At 40.1% G+C, this 18983-nt stretch carries 16 protein-coding genes; 8 read left to right on the top strand and 8 right to left on the bottom strand.

Annotation, left to right across the window (positions count from 1 at the left end):
- Positions 1 to 27 precede the first annotated feature (27 nt).
- Positions 28 to 3135 carry a TonB-dependent receptor gene (locus LXL81_RS14145; protein ID WP_234647438.1) on the bottom strand — a complete coding sequence of 1036 codons (3108 nt, stop codon included), beginning with the start codon at positions 3133 to 3135 and terminating at the stop codon, positions 28 to 30.
- A gap of 527 nt (positions 3136 to 3662) precedes the next feature.
- On the opposite strand from LXL81_RS14145, the gene LXL81_RS14140 reads away from it, so the two are divergent.
- From LXL81_RS14140 to LXL81_RS14105, 8 genes are all read left to right on the top strand, one after another.
- The gene (locus LXL81_RS14140) at positions 3663 to 4730 is read left to right on the top strand and encodes a substrate-binding domain-containing protein (RefSeq protein WP_234647437.1); all 1068 of its coding nucleotides are present in this window, start codon (positions 3663 to 3665) and stop codon (positions 4728 to 4730) included.
- A gap of 177 nt (positions 4731 to 4907) precedes the next feature.
- Positions 4908 to 5909 carry a Gfo/Idh/MocA family protein gene (locus LXL81_RS14135; RefSeq protein WP_234647436.1) on the top strand — a complete coding sequence of 334 codons (1002 nt, stop codon included), beginning with the start codon at positions 4908 to 4910 and terminating at the stop codon, positions 5907 to 5909.
- A gap of 50 nt (positions 5910 to 5959) precedes the next feature.
- The gene (locus LXL81_RS14130; protein WP_234647435.1) at positions 5960 to 7357 is read left to right on the top strand and encodes a Gfo/Idh/MocA family protein; all 1398 of its coding nucleotides are present in this window, start codon (positions 5960 to 5962) and stop codon (positions 7355 to 7357) included.
- Between the two features lie 160 nt (positions 7358 to 7517).
- The gene (locus tag LXL81_RS14125) at positions 7518 to 8840 is read left to right on the top strand and encodes a sugar MFS transporter (RefSeq protein WP_234647434.1); all 1323 of its coding nucleotides are present in this window, start codon (positions 7518 to 7520) and stop codon (positions 8838 to 8840) included.
- Between the two features lie 65 nt (positions 8841 to 8905).
- Entirely contained in the window at positions 8906 to 10111 is a 1206-nt protein-coding gene (nagA, locus tag LXL81_RS14120) for an N-acetylglucosamine-6-phosphate deacetylase (RefSeq protein ID WP_234647433.1), read from the top strand.
- A 92-nt stretch (positions 10112 to 10203) separates the two neighbouring features.
- A complete protein-coding gene (locus LXL81_RS14115; protein ID WP_234647432.1) occupies positions 10204 to 10974 on the top strand; it encodes a glucosamine-6-phosphate deaminase in 771 nt (256 codons plus the stop codon).
- A 72-nt stretch (positions 10975 to 11046) separates the two neighbouring features.
- Complete coding sequence (locus LXL81_RS14110) at positions 11047 to 12435, top strand: putative oxidoreductase C-terminal domain-containing protein (protein WP_234647431.1); 1389 nt, start codon at positions 11047 to 11049, stop codon at positions 12433 to 12435.
- Between the two features lie 138 nt (positions 12436 to 12573).
- A complete protein-coding gene (locus LXL81_RS14105; protein WP_234647430.1) occupies positions 12574 to 13167 on the top strand; it encodes a Uma2 family endonuclease in 594 nt (197 codons plus the stop codon).
- 92 nt (positions 13168 to 13259) lie between these two features.
- Here the strand turns inward: LXL81_RS14105 and LXL81_RS14100 are convergent, their stop codons facing one another.
- The 7 genes from LXL81_RS14100 to gcvH all read right to left on the bottom strand — a co-directional run bounded on the left by LXL81_RS14100 (position 13260) and on the right by gcvH (position 18945).
- On the bottom strand, positions 13260 to 14183 hold the full coding sequence (locus LXL81_RS14100; RefSeq protein WP_234647429.1) for an anti-sigma factor domain-containing protein: 924 nt from the start codon (positions 14181 to 14183) through the stop codon (positions 13260 to 13262).
- Entirely contained in the window at positions 14180 to 14725 is a 546-nt protein-coding gene (locus LXL81_RS14095) for an RNA polymerase sigma factor (protein WP_234647428.1), read from the bottom strand. The genes LXL81_RS14100 and LXL81_RS14095 overlap by 4 nt, the downstream gene beginning before the upstream one ends.
- Positions 14726 to 15106: 381 nt before the next feature.
- Positions 15107 to 15835: a gliding motility-associated ABC transporter permease subunit GldF gene (gene gldF, locus LXL81_RS14090; RefSeq protein ID WP_234647427.1), complete on the bottom strand. Its 729-nt coding sequence runs from the start codon at positions 15833 to 15835 to the stop codon at positions 15107 to 15109.
- A 114-nt stretch (positions 15836 to 15949) separates the two neighbouring features.
- Entirely contained in the window at positions 15950 to 16465 is a 516-nt protein-coding gene (locus LXL81_RS14085) for a DUF4199 domain-containing protein (RefSeq protein WP_234647426.1), read from the bottom strand.
- Between the two features lie 49 nt (positions 16466 to 16514).
- A complete protein-coding gene (locus LXL81_RS14080) occupies positions 16515 to 17075 on the bottom strand; it encodes a DUF4199 domain-containing protein (RefSeq protein ID WP_234647425.1) in 561 nt (186 codons plus the stop codon).
- A 72-nt stretch (positions 17076 to 17147) separates the two neighbouring features.
- The gene (locus LXL81_RS14075; protein ID WP_234647424.1) at positions 17148 to 18431 is read right to left on the bottom strand and encodes a dihydroorotase family protein; all 1284 of its coding nucleotides are present in this window, start codon (positions 18429 to 18431) and stop codon (positions 17148 to 17150) included.
- A 133-nt stretch (positions 18432 to 18564) separates the two neighbouring features.
- Positions 18565 to 18945, bottom strand: a complete 381-nt coding sequence (gene gcvH / locus LXL81_RS14070) for a glycine cleavage system protein GcvH (RefSeq protein WP_234647423.1) — start codon at positions 18943 to 18945, stop codon at positions 18565 to 18567.
- Between the last annotated feature and the right edge of the window lie 38 nt (positions 18946 to 18983).

Raw genomic sequence — 18983 nt, 5'->3', positions numbered from 1 at the left:
TTTTTAATTCAATGTTAAAAGTTACGATCAGAATTGCAGATTCAAACCAGCGGTATACAAGGCAGTTTGCGGATAATATACCGCACGTCCGGACGGAGCCTCAGGATCGAGATTCCATTCGTTCAATTTCGAGATCGTAAAAAGGTTGGTGGCCGAAACGTAGACACGTACTTTGTTCAAATGAATTTTCTGTGTAAGCGGGGTTGGAATATTATAGGCTAGTTGAACATTTTTCAAACGCAGATAAGAGCCATTCAAAACCAGACGATCCGAAGTTGCTACATTTCTCAAATCATATTTAACCGGACGAGGAAAACGCGCATCGGTATGTTCCGGCGTCCAGTAATTATTGGTATATATTTCATGCGTAAAACCTTCCTGATTTCCCATTTCTGCCAAAGCTCCGGCCAAACGTGAATTCACTTTTGCGGCTCCCTGGAAAATAATATTCAGATCGAAGTTTTTGTAAGAGAAATCTGCGTTGAAACCGAATGTATATTTTGGAAATGAATTACCGATTGCCGTCATATCATTTGCATCAATTTTTCCATCACCGTTTAAATCCACATATTTAACATCACCCGGTTTTGTATTTGCAGCAAACGTAGCTTTGTAGTCGGTGATTTCCTGTTGTGTTTGAAATAAACCGTCCGTTTTATAACCCCAAAGTGTATTGATCGGCAAGCCCTTTTTGATAATATAACGAGGATCAATATCGGAACCGGTAATGTAAGGGCCGGTTCCTTTAAGATCAGTAACAAGATTTGTGTTGATACTCAAATTACCCCCAACGCTGTAACGGAATCCCGAAGCACTTGGAACACCGCGATAATTGGCACTGAATTCCCAACCTTTATTTTGTACAGAACCTGCATTCTGCGGTGGCGCAGTCAAGCCGATGGTTCCCGGAATATCCAGATTCAGCAAAATGTCGTTGGTCTGTTTGTTGTAATAATCAACCGTCAGATTTAATCTTTTGTGAAGAAAAGCAGCATCCACACCTAAATCCAGCTGCGTTGTAGATTCCCAGCCAAGATTTGTATTAGCCAAAGTATTCTGGCGATAACCCTGAACCGCCGTTCCGCCAAAACTATAACCGTTTGCCGTTAATGCCGAGTAATAACTGTACAAGTCAACCGATTGATTTCCTGTTTTCCCATACGACCCTCTGAATTTTAAATCGTTAACCGTATGTTCCAGTCCTTCCCAGAATTTCTCCTTCGAAATTCTCCAACCGGCAGAAAAGGAAGGAAAAAAGCTGTACTGTTTTGAACCGGTGAATTTCGAAGAACCATCATAACGGCCGTTTACTTCCAAAAGATATTTTCCATCATAGTCATAATTCACACGACCGAAAAAGGATCTCAAACCATACTCTGCATCACGGCCGGAATTACTTTTCGTTCCGTCATTTGCACCCTGACCGATTGAACCGATGCCATTATTGTAAAAACGTTCGCGATATGCGCTTAAAAATGTTTGGGTATTTCCAATCTGGGAATATCCGACGAGTGCTTTTAAGTTATGGCTGCCAAAAGTTTTTTCGTAAGTCAGCAAATTATTAATTGTGTATTCTCTCAGCGTATTACGGATTTCGTACAAACTGTTGTTGGCAACGGTTTTGGTGATGTTTGTATTTTTATCGGTGTTGACATACGAATTTGTATAGTTCTTCTGCTGTGTATAAAGGCCTCTTCCGGCTATTTGTGTTGAGAAAACCAGTCCATCGGCAATCTCAAATTCTGCTTTCAGATAACCCGCCAGATAATCCGTTTTCTGTTTTGATTGACCACCAATTTCCAGAAACATCAGAGGATTATTGCCTTGCGTACTCAAACCATATGTTCCGTCAGGATATTTTGGAACAGCCCAAAGCGACCCGTGAAAAAAGTTATTGAGCGGAGCAGTAACATCGCCTGTTGAAGGATCTGTGTTGGTTGTCGGATTTTGCGTATTGTTTGAACGGTAATTAATATTGGCACTGACCCGGATTTTCCTGGAAACATCATAATCAGAACTCAACCTGAATTCTCCAATCTTATTTCCAAAATTCATGATTACACCCTCCTGATTTTGGTAACGTACACTGAGCCGCGTACGCAAAACATCGTTGCCGCCAGCCACAGATAAGCTATGATTTTGCTGAGGTGCAGAACGAAGCAAAGTCTGGAACCAGGTATTTGGCAAAGGATATTTTTCACGATCCGTTGCATTTACATAAGCCTGGATAGATTCCTCCGTGAAACGTGCCGGAATTGCAGAACCTGCATTGGTATAGGCCAACACCTGCTCGCGCATATACGCTTCCAGTCCCATCATTTCAGGAACGTTATTCGATTTCTGGATGGCATAATACCCGTGATAATCAACCTGTATTTTTGATCCTTTTGCTTTTTTTGTTGTGATCAAAACTACACCATTGGTAGCACGTGAACCGTAAATTGCTGTCGATGCTGCGTCTTTTAAAATGGAAACGGATTCAATATCATCCGGATTTATGTCGCTTAATTGTTGTTCAATTCCGTCAACAATAACCAACGCATCATTTTTACCCAGATCATAACCACCTGTACTGCTACCGTTTATATTAAAAGTAGTGATCCCGCGTACCCGAATGGTTGCATTTGATTTCCCCGGAGCTCCGCCCAAATCATTTACAGCAACACCAGGCATCAGCCCCTGAAAGGATTGCTGAACATTGGAAACTGGTCTGCGCGCAACATCTTCGCCGGATATTGTAGACACAGCATTGGTGAGACTATTTCTTTTTTGCGTTCCATAACCTACCACCACAACTTCATCCAGCTGTTTCGTATCGGCAGCAAGTTGTATATCAACAGTACTTCTTCCCTTTACAGCAGACTCCTGAGTTACGTACCCGATACCGGAAAAAACAAGAATTGCATCTGCCGGAACACTTAATTCATATTTACCGTCGGCATCTGTCGACGTCCCAACGAGCGTATTTTTTACAATAATATTTACACCAGGCAGGCCGGATTTATCGGAGGTTGATGTAACTGTTCCTTTCACAGTTGCATTTTGGCCAAACGTTTGCAAACCGATTAATATAAATGCAGACAGGAAAACCCAATCCCGTAGATTGGGGATTGTTTTTGATAGATTTTTTGACATTTCAGGATTTAGTTAAAATTGGGGTGGCTTGGAAAAACCTTGCGTATAATCAATGGTACAAACAGCAGTTAACAATTAACTGCAACAAAACCTTTATCAGGCAGAGAAGACAGAAATAAGCTCAGACGGCTAATTTTGGATAAAGTAAAAATTGAAGCTTCCATATTATAAACAGTTTGGTGGTTGTGGTTTCAGGAACGCAATAAACAGACAAACAAATAAGACTATTTAATCTATTAAATTGGTCGACAAAGTAAAGTACATAATTATTAATTAGCAACCGGAGGAAACATCATTTGTTGTTACAGAAGAATATTTAAAGAAATATTATATTAATAATTGAAATTATTTAATTATCATCTTGAAGCCTCTGAATAATTTCAATCAGCTATGGTAAGACCCGTATCTTTTTTGTTACTTACAAAGGCTGATTACACTCAATATGCGACCTACCTGGTTTCAGTTGTATTTAATTCAAGGGCACAATTTCAAAACTCAAACAAACAGATCAGCGATTATTAATATCAATGGAAAAGGATACGACGTACTTTGGTGTCAAAGAAATTGCCCGCAGAGCAAATGTATCGATTGCAACGGTTGACAGGGTGATTCATAACCGCACAGGTGTTTCGGAAAAGACCAAGAAAAAAATTAATGAGATCATTAAGGAACTGGACTATCAGCCCAACATTCTGGCAAGTCGGCTGGCTTCAAAAAATATAATTATTCTGGCCGTTTTGATACCCAGGGTTTCTGTGGAAACTGATTTCTGGGACGCACCTCTTTATGGTATACAACGTGCTGAGAAAGAAATTAAACCTTACGGAATTCAGATTAGAACATTTTTCTTTGATTTGAATGATGAAAATTCTTTTGAAACACAGGCTAACCTGATTTTAGAAAAAGGCGTAAACGGTGTTCTGTTATCACCTTCTTTTATCGCCCAGTCTATCCGATTTACAGAAGAATGCAGAAGACTGAAAATCCCTTTTGTATTCATAGATTCTAATATTCCCGAACAGCATAGTCTTGCTTATATTGGCCCTCATCTTTTCAAGAGCGGGTATCTCGGTGCCAAACTGCTGACTTATCGTAAAGAAAAAGAAAGCAAAATCCTGGTTGTCAATATTTCAAAAGAAATTGAAAACTATAATTATCTTCAGATTGAAGAAGGGTTTCGCAGTTACCTTCAAGAAAATCAATTGAGCTTTGAAGTTATCCGGGCTGATATTAAAGATACAGATTACCTTTCCGTAGCCAGGAATCTGACACAGGTTTTTTCAGAAAACGAAAATATTGAAGCCATATTTGTGACCAATTCCCGGGTATTTTCTGTTGCAACATTCCTTGAAAATAAACACAGGAAAAATATTTCTCTGGTCGGTTATGACTTTTTGAAAGAAAATATTCAGCATCTCAACACCGGCACCATTGATTTTCTGATTTGTCATAAACCCGAAGAACAAGCCTACCGCGCCATAATGGTTTTGTATCAAACTTTGGTGAGAGGACAGCAAGTAGAAAAAACACAATACATGCCGATTGATATCATAACCAAAGAAAACCAGGAGTTTTATCAAATACTGCCTGTGTAAGAAATTACCTGTATTTTTCGGTATACCTTGTCAAAATAAATAACAGAATAAATTAAACAGAATTTAAAATACATTTTTTTCAAAAAAACAATGTATTTTAAATTCTGTTAGTATATTGCGGGTACGTACCCGAATTCGATATATACCGGTGCTATTCCTAAACCTTTAATATTTATAATGATAAATTCTTTTAACAGAAGACATTTCATTAAATCAGCTGTGATCACGGGCGTTGGCTTGCAATTCACGAACGTTTTGCCAACGCTCGCTACACAGGTAAGCGGTAAAAGAGTCGGTATTATCGGACTTGATACTTCCCATAGTACCGCTTTTACAAAGGCACTAAATGCTGAAAATCCTGATCCTGTTTATGATGGATATAAGGTGGTGGCAGCTTATCCATATGGAAGCAAGGATATTGAATCCAGCACGTCCAGAATTCCGGCTTATACCGAAGAAGTAAAAAAACTGGGTGTAGAAATTGTGAGTTCTATCAAAGATCTGCTTGGCAAAGTTGATGTCGTTTTACTGGAAACAAACGATGGACGCCTGCATATTCAACAAGCTCTGGAAGTTTTTAAATCGGGCAAAAGAATGTTTATCGACAAGCCCGTGGCAGCCTCTATGAAGGATGTTCTGGCAATATATAACGCTTCTAAAAAATACAATATCCCGGTTTTCTCGGCTTCATCGCTTCGATATATTAAAGGAATTGAGTCCATTGATAAAAAGAAAGTGTTAGGCGCAGATACTTACAGTCCGGCTACTTTGGAAAAAACGCATCCTGATTTTTTCTGGTACGGAATCCATGGCGTCGAAACTTTATATACAGTTATGGGCACGGGATGTAAAAGTGTAAGTCGTGTAAGCACGCCGGATACTGACATTGTCGTTGGTGTTTGGGCGGATGGACGAACCGGAACGTTCCGTGGAACGCGTACAGGAAAACATGATTACGGCGGAACTGTATTTACACAAGATGGAAATAAAATTTTAGGCCCATATGCTGGTTATGAGCCGCTTTTGGTTGATATTATAAAATATTTCAAAACCGGCGAAGTGCCTGTTACCTCCGAAGAAACGATAGAAATTTTTGCTTTTATGGAAGCTGCGGATGAAAGTAAGCGGCAGGGAGGAAAAAGTGTTACACTGGAAAGTGTAATGAAAGCCAGTAAATAAGGGGTTTAAGATATCTTACTAAGAATATATAAATACTAAAACTTTATTCCATGAAAACCAAGGATATATCCTCCGTTCACGAAACTTCAGATATGGGGTCAGATAATTCTGATTCCAGAAGAAATTTCATAAAAAAGACGCTGGCCGGTACAGCACTCCTTTCTTTTGGAGGAATTCTCCCTGGTTTTAATGCGAAAAGTTATGCAAAAATCATCGGGGCAAATGAAAAGGTTCGTGTAGGTATCATGGGTGTCAACAGCCGGGGTTTTGCATTGGCCAGTAATTATGCTTTGCAGCCAAATTGTGAAGTTATTTATATCTCTGATGTAGATTCCAGAGCCGCAGCAAAATGTATTGCAAAGGTTGAAGAACTTTCCAATTCGAAACCAAAAAATCAGCCGGATTTCAGGAAAGCGCTTGAAGATAAAGATATGGATGCGCTTGTGGTAGCGGCTCCGGATCATTGGCACGCACCGGCCGCAATTCTGGCCTCGAAAGCCGGGAAGCACGTTTATCTGGAAAAACCATGCGCCCACAATCCGCATGAGGGCGAACTTCTGGTAGCGGCAGCCAGGAAATACAAAAATGTGATCCAGATGGGAAACCAGCGTCGGTCATGGCCAAATGTTGCTTTGGGTGTAAAGGAAGTCATCAACGGCACGATCGGTCGCGCTTATTTTGCAAAAGGCTGGTATACTAACAACCGTGCTTCGATTGGCATAGGTAAAGAAGTGGCAGTACCAGCGTGGCTCGATTATGAATTATGGCAGGGACCGGCACCAAGAGTTGCTTATAAAGATAATCTCGTTCACTATAACTGGCACTGGCTGTGGAACTGGGGCACAGGAGAAGCGCTTAATAACGGAACGCATATGGTGGATCTGATGCGCTGGGGTTTAGGCGTTGAATATCCAACGCATGTCACTTCATCCGGAGGCCGATACCGCTATAAAGATGACTGGCAAACACCTGATACACAAGTGATCAGTTGGGACTTTGGGAATGATAAAGGTATGACCTGGGAAGGTAGAAGCTGTAATGGGCGCACCAATGAAGGAGCCAGTGTAGGCGTTGTTTTTTATGGTGAAAAAGGATCCATCCAGATTGAACCAGGGAATTCTTACAAAGTATATGACCTTGAAAACAAGCTGGTAAAGGATGTTCAAAATGACTATAAAATTGACGCAAGAAATAAAATGGACCCATCGCAAGCCCTGGACGCCATTCATATCCAGAATTTCTTTGATGGTATAAAAAAAGGAACAGTTGTAAATGCTGAAATCATAGGCGGCTACCAGAGCACTTTACTTTGTCAGCTTGGCAATATTGCTGTGCGTTCGGGAGGCTCACTGGATATTGATCCTGCAAATGGCCATATCAAAAATAATAAGGAAGCAGAGAAATTGTGGAAACGTGAATATGCAAAGGGCTGGGAACCTACGGTTTAGTTTTAGTGGAAAGTGGAAAGCGGCCACCGCGCGGTTGAAGGTGATGGATTCAAACCAGCTTATTGAAATGATTCCACCTATTTTAGTCAAAAAATTACAAACCTCATAATCTGCCAAGTATTAAAATCAGCAACACTTTCAAATCTCAACCAGAAGATTAATGAGTTCTCAAACCGTTCCCATTCAGGCAAGTCAACTCAGCAAGCGGGATACCACCATTTCGATTTTGATAATCGGTTTGATGTTTTTCATTTTCGGGTTTGTTTCATGGGTTAATTCTATCCTGATCCCATATTTCAAAATTGCTTGTGAACTCACGAGTTTTCAGGCTTATCTAGTGGCGTTTGCTTTTTATATCGCCTATTTCGTGATGTCAGTTCCAGCATCCTATTTACTGAGAGCGGTTGGTTTTAAGAAAGGAATGATGATCGGTTTCTGGTGTATGGCGTCAGGTGCTTTCATTTTCGTCCCGGCGGCTATGTCACGGACTTATGAAATTTTTCTGCTTGGTTTGTTTACAATTGGTATCGGCCTCGCGATTTTACAAACCGCAGCAAATCCATATATCACCATTTTGGGTCCGAAAGAACGCGCTGCCCAGCGAATCAGCGTGATAGGAATTTGTAATAAAGCAGCTGGGATACTATCTCCGATCATTTTTGCAGCCGTCATCCTTCGCCCGACCGATACAGCCCTTTTTTCTCAGCTCAGTTCTATGACAGATGTTGAAAGAAGTGGTGCGTTGGATGAATTGATCCGCCGGGTAATTAATCCATATATTGGTCTTGGAAGCTTTCTTTTCATATTAGGTTTCCTGGTTTATAAATCTCCCCTACCTGATATTGATACTGAACACGAAAGTGAAGAAATAGCCAAATCAAATGCAGGAAAAACAAGCATTTTTCATTTTCCTCATCTGGTTTTAGGTGCCCTGGCCATTTTCCTGCATGTTGGAACACAGGTAATTGCCATTGATACAATTATCGGATATGCCAATTCGATGGGAATAAATTTATTGGAAGCCAAAGTATTTCCGTCGTATACCTTATTCTGCACAATCTGCGGTTATCTTATCGGGATTTCCTTGATACCAAAACTTATCAGTCAGGTAAATGCGTTGCGGATCTGTACACTTTTAGGAACCATTTTCACTTTACTGATCATTTTCACGCACGGGCAAATTAATTTCCTGGGTCATTCTACGGATATTTCAATCTGGTTTGTGGTGCTTTTGGGACTGGCCAATTCTTTGGTATGGGCGGGGATCTGGCCTTTGGCATTGGATAATTTGGGCCGCTTTACAAAACTTGGTGCGTCTGTGATGATCATGGGGTTATGCGGAAATGCGATTATGCCACTTTTCTATGGCTATTTTGCAGATTTATATAATGTCAGAATTGCTTACTGGGTTTTGTTTCCTTGTTATCTCTATCTGGTTTTTTATGCAGTGAAGGGGCATAAAATTAGAAAATGGGCGGTTTGATTAATTTGAATATGCAACCCTGCGCAGGATACGATCATCCAAATAGAAATAAAAAAACACAAATAATGACCATTAACAAAATATTCAACGGAAAAATACTGACTCCTCACCGCATCATTCATGGCGGATGTGTGATTATTGAAAATGGTATTATCCGGGAAGTGAGTGAAAAGAATATTGAAGTTAGCGAGGCCATAGAAATTGATGCACACGGAAAATATATAGCTCCCGGTTTCATTGATCTCCACATTCACGGTGGCGGCGGTTCAGATTTCATGGATGGAACAGAGGAAGCTTTTTTGACCATTGCAGAAACCCACGCCAGATATGGCACAACTTCCATGGTTCCGACAACACTAACCAGCGAGAAAGAAGACTTATTAAAAACGTTGGATCTCTACGAAATAGCTAAAAAAAATAATAAAAAAGGAGCTCAGTTTCTAGGTATGCATCTCGAAGGTCCATACTTTGCCATGGCGCAACGAGGCGCTCAGGATCCGCGTTACATCCGGGATCCTGATCCGGAAGAATATAAAGAAGTACTCGCGCATTCCTCTTCCATCACAAGATGGAGCGCCGCGCCAGAATTAAAAGGAGCTATCGAATTTGCCAGATATTTAAAATCAAAAGGAGTTCTTGCTGCTCTTGCCCATACCGATGCTATCTATGAAGAAGTGCTGGAAGGATTTGAAAACGGGTATACACTGGCCACACATTTGTATTCCGGCATGTCGGGCGTAACAAGAAAAAATGCTTTCCGTTATGCCGGTGTTATTGAAAGTGCATTTATTATTGATGCTATGGACGTGGAAATTATAGCCGATGGAATTCATCTTCCGGCTCCGTTATTAAAATTAATCATGAAAATAAAAGGTCCGGACCGGATTGCATTGATCACAGATGCGATGCGCGCTGCCGGAATGCCGGAAGGTGACAGCATTTTAGGACCTTTAAAAACCGGTTTAAAAGTAATTGTTGAAGATGGTGTGGCCAAGTTACCTGACCGTTCTTCCTTTGCAGGCAGTGTCGCTACGGCCGACAGGCTCGTCAGAAATATGATCAATATGGCGGATGTTTCTTTATTGGATGCTGTCAAAATGATCACTGTCACACCAGCACGAATCATGAATGTTCACGACAAAAAAGGCTCTCTTATTGCAGGAAAAGATGCGGATGTTGTGATTTTTGATGAAAATATCAATGTTGAAAAAACGATAATTGGTGGTCGAGTGATACACGACTTATTAAACACAGAGTTAGATAAGTTCTGACGCTGCGTTCACTGTTTTGAAATTTTAAAAATAATGCTTTGTAACTCCGCGAGCAAACTCCCTTACTCTGCGTTTAAAAAACTTATAACAAAATGAAAGCCGGAAATTTAGAAGTAAAGATATTTGATACGAGACAGGAAATGGGTGCAAAAGCGGCCGAAACAGTAGCTGCAAAAATCCGCGAATTGTTAAAAATAAAAGAATTCGTAAATATCATTTTTGCTTCTGCACCTTCTCAAAACGAATTCCTGGCCGTTTTATCAGAAGAAAAAGACATTGCATGGGAACGGATTAACGCTTTTCACATGGATGAGTATGTTGGACTTCCTGCTGACGCATCACAAAATTTCGGTCACTTCCTGAAGGTCAGACTTTTTGATAAAATACCACTTCATTCCATTCATTACCTCAACGGAAATGCTGCCGATATAAAAGCAGAATGTGAACGTTACTCAAAATTACTTACCGATTTCCCGACGGATATTGTTTGTCTGGGTATTGGAGAAAATTGTCATCTGGCATTCAACGATCCGCATGTTGCATTTTTTGATGACCCTTTAATTGTAAAAAAAGTGAGTCTGGACGAAGCATGCCGCCAGCAACAGGTTAATGATGCCTGTTTTAATTCTTTTGACGAAGTACCGCAATGTGCACTGACGATTACCATTCCGTATTTATTAAAAGCAAAATATGCTTATGCGATTGTTCCGGGTGTGAAAAAGGCAGAGGCGATTCAGCATACGATTGAAGATGAAATAAGCGAGGCTTTTCCATCAACCATTCTTCGTAACCACCCCGGGGCGATTTTATTTATTGATAAAGACAGTGCGGGGAGATTGACAGAAACTTCGTCTTATAAATAAATATGGCACACATTTTCAGGATATCATTTGCCGGAATCATTATTTAAACTTTCCACTGCCACTTAAGATTACATGAAGGGAAAACTTTTGACAATCGCTTTAACAGGTATTATAGCATTGAATCAGGGATGCACGACCAAAAAAGAAGAAAAAACGGAACAAAAAGAAGAAAAATCACTTAGTCTGATCGTTGTTGAACCCGGACATTTTCATGCTGCTCTGGTTCAAAAATCAATGTACGCTGATGTTAACCCACTGGTACATGTGTATGCATCAGAAGGACCTGATGTAAAAGCTTATCTGGATAAAGTTGAAAAATACAATACCCGCGCAGAAGATCCGACCAAGTGGGAAGAGAAAGTTTATACCGGGCCGGATTTTCTTGAAAAAATGCTGTCTGAAAAGAAAGGCAATGTTGTTGTTTTGGCAGGAAACAATCAGAAAAAAACAGATTTCATAAAAAAATCAGTTGATGCCGGCTTGAACGTTTTCGCTGACAAGCCGATGGCTATTGACGCAGCTGGTTTTGATTTGTTAAAAGAAGCATTTACAAGTGCTGAAAAAAATAAAGTTTTGCTCTATGATATCATGACCGAGCGTTATGAAATCACCAATACACTTCAACGTGAATTGGCCGAACTTCCTGATATTTTCGGTGAATTGCAAAAGGGAACGCCCTCAGATCCGGCTGTTGCAAAAGAAAGTGTTCACCACTTTTTTAAATATGTTTCCGGCGAACCATTGGTGCGCCCGACCTGGTTTTTTGATGTAAATCAGCAAGGCGAGGGTATGGTGGATGTGACAACGCATTTGGTTGACCTGGTTCAATGGAGCTGTTTTCCAAATGTTGTTTTGGACTATCAAAAGGATATAAAACTGCTTTCTACAAAAAGGTCTGCTACGCAGCTTACGCCGTCACAATTCAAACTTGTAACCAAAAGTGATACTTATCCTGAATTTCTTAAAAAAGATATTAAAGACAGTACGCTCAATGTTTATTCCAACGGAGAGATCAATTATACGTTGAAAGGCGTTCATGCAAAGGTATCGGTTTTGTGGAAATTCCAGGCTCCGGAAGGAACGGGTGATACACATTATTCGATCATGAAAGGCTCCAAAGCCAATCTCATTGTTCGCCAGGGAAAAGAGCAGAAATACAAACCGGTTCTGTTTATCGAGCAGGTAAGTAAGGACAAAGATTATGAAGAAGCTTTGACAAAAAGTTTTAAAACTGTTCAGGATAAATTCCCGGGCATTGAACTGAAAAAAAACACCAAAGGCTGGGAAATCAGTATTCCTGCAAAATACGATACAGGTCACGAGTCCCATTTCGCTCAGGTTGCCAAGAAATACATGGAATATTTGAAAGCCGGTAAATTACCGGAATGGGAAGTTCCTAACATGATTTCGAAATATTATACAACTACCCAGGCACTAAAACAGGCGAAGGGAGGAAAGTAGAAAATAACTATAATAATTAATAAAAAGCGACAGAAATTAACTTTCCTGCCGCTTTTTGTTTGCAATCTGGTATACTAACATGAATCCGGGCTGTCAATTTAAATTCCTTATCTTTGTTATGCTCCAAATGATTAAATTATGGATATCACGAGTATCGATCAATTAGATCCAAATGCAACTTACAGTTATGCTGATTACTTGCAATGGCAGATCAACGAGAGAATTGAGCTTATTAAAGGCAAAATATTCAGGATGTCCCCTGCTCCTGCGACCAGGCATCAACTCTTTGTCGGCGAGATTTATCGTCGCCTGAGTAATCATCTATATCGTAATTCTTGTAAAGTATTTATTTCTCCGTTCGATGTAAGGTTGACACCTTTGAGAAAAACAGATTCCAGTAAAATATACACGGTTGTTCAACCCGATATATGCGTGGTTTGTAATCCTGACAAAATCGATTTAAAAGGTTGCCTTGGAGCTCCTGATCTTGTTGTTGAAGTGTTATCACCTGGTAACACGGATAAAGAAATGAAGGAGAAGTTTGAGATTTATGAAGAAAACGGAGTTAAAGAATATTGGCTTGTTGAGCCAGATCATCACATAGTATTGGTTTACAAATTAAACGAAGAAGGCAGATTTATAGGTTTAAAACCCTTTACCGAATCAGAGATTTTAACATCAGAAGTGGTTGAGGGTTTTGAAGTTTTAGTAAAAGATATCTTTGATGTATAAATAATTCATCAGTTTAAAATAAAACGTCCGCATGAAAAGTTGCCTTTCAATGCGGACGTTTTATTTTAAAGAGCAGATTTTGGTTTTATGTTTTAAACCTTACCCATAACAAACATATCTTCCATAGTCGGGCTTGGGCTTCCTCCTGTCTTTTCCAACGTGATCGCAAAGGCAACGGCGGATGGATTTGCCTGTTTCATTTTCAAAAGTTTTTTACTAAACTCCTGATCCAGAACTCCCATATCTACTGGTTTCCCATCTACAATAGTCCAGAGCTGATATTGTTTTCCTTGCGGTGCTGAAGGCAGATTTTGCACGTCCAGCAACACTTCATTTGTTTTCGTATCCCAAATTGCAGAAACCGAACTTTCAGGAGATTTTGGCAAGCCTGCCATCTTTACTACTTTATAACTCGGATTCCTATAAAGACCAGCTAACGTCTGGTTATATTCTGCATCTTTTTTAAGTACATCCAGGTCAGATTTCATGGCATCTGTACTGGCCACCAACGCTTCATTTTGCTTCTTCAAATCCGACGTTTTCATCGAAGACCACCCGAAAAGTGCTGCAAATAAAATGGAAGCTGCCACTGCAAATTTCGCCCAGGCAGGATAAATTACAGTACCGCCAGTGTTTGATTCATTTGTAAAAACGTTAGTATCTGCTACCGGTTCTTCCGCCCGGATCTGTTCGGTAACCGGTAGAATTTTAATCGTATTTTCTCTATCAGCTTCTTCCAGTGCCGATACATCAGTAAAGGCTTGTTCTGCCGATTCAGGTTTTATAACCTCATCGAAATTCATCTGAGCAAAAAGCGTTTCTTTCAACGAAGCGGGTGGAGGCGTCTGGTATTTGAGTGCATATTGTTCCAAAGCACTCTCTGTACGCATCAGTTCCTCTTTTATCTCAGGATAAATGTGAGACATGCACTCCACTTCCTGCTTCTCCTGCGGAGAAACGGTGCCCAATACATATTCCTCTAATATACCGGACTCTATGTAGGCTTGGATATTCATACTGCAAAGTATTGTTTTAACTCTTGTAATGCTGTCCGGATCCTTGATTTCACTGTACCCAGCGGAATCTGCAATTCTTCGGAAATTTCTTCATGGGTATAGCCTTGAAAATAAGCCATATCAATAAGGATCTTCCGCTCAGGCCGAAGCATATTAACGATTGATTTAATCTCCGAACTCGTGGTACTCAATTCTCCACTTACATCTGGTTCATTTTGAACTGAACGGTTCTCAATATCATCCATGACGGGTTTTCTGCCTTCCACCCGGGCGGCATCAATAGCACCATTACGGGCAATATTCAAAATCCATGTAAACAGTCTACCCTTTTCCGGATTGTACGAGGCAATGTTTTTCCAGATCTTTAAAAATGATTCCTGCATTACATCTGCTGCCCGCTCTTCATCACGCAATGTCTTACATATGATATTAAACAGTGCCCCAGAATAGTGATCGTACAGGAATTCGAAAGCAGCACGCTCATTCCTTTTGAGCGCAACCACAAGTTCTTCTTCCGAATATTTTACTTTGCTAGTCGCCAAGAGTCGCTTAACATTTAATTTTACATTTCTTATTGGCAAGCTAATAAAATTTCCCAAGAACTGGTTATGCGGTATGTATAATATTACATTTCCAGAACCACTATTTGAAATAGTACTTATGATAAAAGACGGAGCCCTTACCATAAGGCTTGTTACGTTGTTCATCCTAGTGTGTTTTCTTTATATACGTGCAAAGCAGATTATTAGATCAATTGCAGCATTTAAGAATAAACAAATGTTAAAAATAACGGGGGAAGAGACGAATTATATGACAAAGGAGACAACTGGACCAGATTTCATTACAAGCCGTAATGTATTGTTAACAATTCTTAACAGTCGGTCAGTCTATAAACGTTTATACATAGAAAACGAACCTCAAAATTATCTCCTGAGTGCTTCTACGCGCGAGTAAGTCAGGTAGAGGAAAAACACCATCAAACTGATCAGATAAATAACGTTGCGGGAATCTATCAGGCCTTTACCCAATGAACGATATTGCTCATCAAGCGCTGTCCAGCTGAAAATTTCCGCCAAAAATCCGCTTTCCAGCAGGGCAGAAACTGATCCAAATCCTATATACCAGATGAATGCCAGAAAAACGCCGACAATAAATGCGATGATCTGATTTTCATTCAGCGACGAAGCCCAGATCCCCATTGACACCAGAACACCGCTGAAAAGGAAAAGTCCGATGTAAGAGCCAAAAACAGCGGCGGAATCAATATTACCAACCGGATTGCCCAGTTTGTAAATACTGAAATAATAAAGAAGTGTAGGCAAAATGGTTAAAAGTACAAGGACCCAGTTCGCAAAGAACTTGCCAAGAATTAATTCCCAGTTACGTATTGGTTTGGTAAGTAATAATTCAAGTGTTCCAGTACGACTTTCCTCTGCCAGTGAGCGCATTGTGATTGCAGGTATCAGAAAAAGCAATACATAGGGCGCAAGACTGAAAAAGGACCCAAGATCCGCATACCCGTAATCAAGTACGTTTGAATCAGGGAAAACCCATACAATCAGCCCGACAGCAACAAGAAATACCGCCATAACCATATAGGCCACGAGCGAATTAAAAAAACTGCCTATCTCCTTTTGAAAAATTGTAAACACTTTATAGCTAAATTGTAAAAATACCGCTGTATCAGATCATGCTGAACAACGGACTTCTATAAATGATATTTTAAACGATCTGAATTTAAAAACTTCTGAAAACTAATTATCAACTTATTCAAAAACCGGTTTTTCACGACGGATAATCGCAGCGATAATCAGTGAAAAAATAAATCCCATAAACAAATAACCAAAAACCCCTGCTCCAAACATAAATCCAGGAGAGCTGAACTTCTGCGAAGCTTCCATAAACCTGTCTATCTGAGCATCATCCAGACCCTGAGCTTCCATATCGGCTCTTGCTTTGTCCAATGTTTGAGTCATAATCGTCGGATCAATAAATTTGATGTAGACCATTGCAAACATGGATGCAAAAAAACCCAAAATACCGGAAACCAGACTTCCTAAACCTAACCCTTCTCCATAGGTCATGAAACCTTTATTCGTCTCCCGAAATTCTTTCATAGCCATCACAATACCAACAATCATGATCACATAGGATAACATGGCCAGCCATTTGTTTTGCGATTGACCTGAAACATTTAAAATTGTGGTAAAAACCATAATGGCAACGGAAGTCAGGATTCCATATTTGAGTGCTGTACGGGCGGTAGATGCTTTTTCTTCCATGTTATTTGTCGGAGGATTTGTGTGTTAGTTGATTAAGACCAGGGTAAATTTAGGGTTTATTATGAAATACTCCATAATCCTGTTTTCTGAAAATAAGTGATATAATCAAAATTGGAATAATTGCCATTACCGTTTTTTTACTGATCTCATCTGTAATGATTTCAGAAGGTTCCATGGCTTGTATACTGGCGAACATTTTCAGATATTCTGCGTTTCCAATATTCTTAACAAGATCCTCTCTCCCCTGCTCCAAAAGTGTACCCATTTCCGCAAGATAATTTGTAAAAACAGACGGATCAACGTAAGTTATAAACAGATAAATAAGCCATCCGTTGATAAATGCTGCTACGGTATTTACCACATATCCCAATGTCAAAGCTTCCCATAAATGCAGATAACCGTTGCCTATTTTTTTTCGATAATACCAGCAGACTCCAGCAATCATAATGACATGGATACCCATATCCATCACTTTATTATTTCCAAGCGGCACGATACCAATGGCGTAAAGTCCAAGAAAAAAAGCAAAAGCCAATAGTCCGGTTATCAAACCGAAAACCATTGACACTTTTAAAAGAGGTTTATTAAAATATTCTAAGATTGATTTCATGATAAATAATGATAGAATGACAGGCCGCCAAACCAGTCGTCTGATTTGTCAACCTGTCATTCAATATGAATTTTAAAACCACTCCAGGCGGTTATTGTTAAAAACACCACGAATGGCACCCTTTAACGTTTGTCCCAGGAATGGGGTATTTTTAGATTTTGAATATGTTTTGCTGAATGTCCAGTCTGTTTCCGGTTCGAAAAATGTCAGATTGGCAACAGAACCTTCTGCTATATTTATTTCTTCAAGCCTTAATATATGTCTTGGCTTTGATGTCAGTTTCTCAACAATGTCTTCATCCCTTAATCCACTGTACATTTTGGCAAGCGAAAACACTGTTTCCAACCCTGTAATACCAAAATCAGCGTGATCAAATTCAAGGTTTTTACTTTCTTCATCATGCGGATTGTGATCCGAAACGATGGCGTCAATTGTTCCGTCAAGCAGACCTACGCGAATCGCAGCGTGATCTGACGGGCCGCGGAATGGCGGATTTACTTTTAAATTGGTATCAAAATCAATTAAATCCTTATCCTCAAAAGCAAGCTGATGGGCAGCCACATCACAAGATACCGGCAGTCCTTTTTCTTTTGCCTTACGAATCAGATCCACCGCTTCTTTTGTAGAAACAAGCGAAATGTGCAGCATAGGCTGACCCGTTAATTCCAATGTCGATTTATCCAGGGCATATTCCAGTAATTTCAAATCACGGTTCAGCATCATTTCCTCTGCAAGCGAGGGCATTCCTTTCATCCCGTTCAAGGTACTTGTCATGCCTTCGTGCATCTGACCGAAAATGGTTAGCTGCGTATCTTCCGGACGATTCATCAGCAATGCATTAAGCGGTTGCAGGTAAAGGATCGTTTTAAGAAAAAGGTCGGCATTCTGAACCGGATGTTCTCCATCCGTAAAAGCAATAGCACCCGCTGTATGCAGATCAATCATTTCAGTAAAATCAACACCCGCCGTTTTTTTGGTAACAGCCCCGGCAACATGTAATTTCACCAGACTTCCGAATCCCGACTGGCGGATATAATTCAGCGTGTCTTTACTATCAACAACTGGCTGCGTATTTGGTAATAAAACAATTTCTGTGAACCCGCCACGTGCGGCAGTTTCCCGAACAGATACCAGATCTTCCTTGTGTTCAAACCCAGGGTCACGGGAAGCTACACGCATATCAATCCAACCTGTGGAAACACACAATCCATTCCCTTCTTTTATTTCTGCTCCTTCCGCAGATAAGTTCTCTCCTATCTGTGCTATTTTCCCATCCACGATCAGTATATCTCTGACCTGATCATGGAAAGATGATTTTTTATCAATGATTCGAACCGATCGAATTAATACTTTCATAAATTGTTGTGACCGCAATAAGCGAATTTATTTTTATCACCATTGATTGATGACAATGCGATGATTCACCTCTATTAAAATCCTTTTTTCAATAAGCAAAAAAAAAGCTCCCTTCGGAGCTTTAATGCTTTCATTATTCTCCAATAAATTGTTTGTAATCTTCGGCAGAAAGCAAACCTTCCGTATCCTCCGGATTGGTAAGTGTTACCTTTACCATCCATCCTCTTCCATAAGGATCAGAATTTACCAATTCCGGTTCAGCATCCAATTCGTCGTTTACTTCTGTAACCGTTCCGGCAATCGGAAGGAATAAATCAGAAACCGTTTTCACAGCCTCTACCGAGCCAAAGACTTCACCTTTTCCGAGCGAATCCCCAACTGTATTAATGTCTACATACACGATATCACCCAATTCTTTCTGGGCATGATCTGTAATTCCGATAAAAGCCGTATCACCTTCAATACGGATCCATTCGTGATCTTCTGTGTACTTTAGTTCTGAAGGGAATTCCATGATATATTTAGAGTAAGTTTTGAATCGTATTCAAGCGC

The sequence above is a fragment of the Dyadobacter sp. CY356 genome, from assembly GCF_021440195.1.
Lineage (GTDB): Bacteria > Bacteroidota > Bacteroidia > Cytophagales > Spirosomataceae > Dyadobacter.
The sequence above is the reverse complement of the archived record's forward strand: the minus strand, read 5'-3'. Positions and strand labels throughout refer to the sequence as shown.